The following is a 451-nucleotide window of genomic DNA, read 5'->3' on the forward strand; positions in this document are numbered from 1 at the left end:
TTACGCGCCATTCTTCGAAGAAGGTACCGACATTGACCATTGGCAACTGCATGCGCTGTTTTACCCGCCATTGCTACGCAGTGCGACCATTCGTAAGTTCATGGTGGGGTACGAAATGCTGGCGGAAAGTCAACGCGATTTAACTGCTGAGCAAGCAGCCCAGCGTCTGCGTGATTTAAGTGATGTGCATTATAAAGAAGGTTCTAGGTAAAACAAAGGTCCTAGGCTCTAGGGAAGGAAAACTGAATACGGAGCTCTTCGCTTACGGAATACAGAAGGAAGGCTCGATCTCTGTAATCCGTATTCTGTAGTCTTTAATCTTTTCCTAGGACCTCAAAAACCTCGAACCTTAAAACCTAATTTCAAAATCAAAAATCGAGATTTAACTATGTCTGAACTAATCCAAAATGTGAAAGCGTCCTTTGAAAAAGTACTCGGATACGCACCAAGC

The 451-nt window shown here is 43.9% G+C and carries 1 protein-coding gene; it reads left to right on the forward strand.

Annotation, left to right across the window (positions count from 1 at the left end):
• The coding region (gene galT, locus RXX31_RS08755) for a galactose-1-phosphate uridylyltransferase (protein WP_317588785.1) at positions 1–211 on the forward strand (211 nt) is incomplete at its 5' end.
• Between the last annotated feature and the right edge of the window lie 240 nt (positions 212–451).

Source organism: Vibrio sp. EA2 (genome assembly GCF_033042495.1).
GTDB lineage: Bacteria > Pseudomonadota > Gammaproteobacteria > Enterobacterales > Vibrionaceae > Vibrio.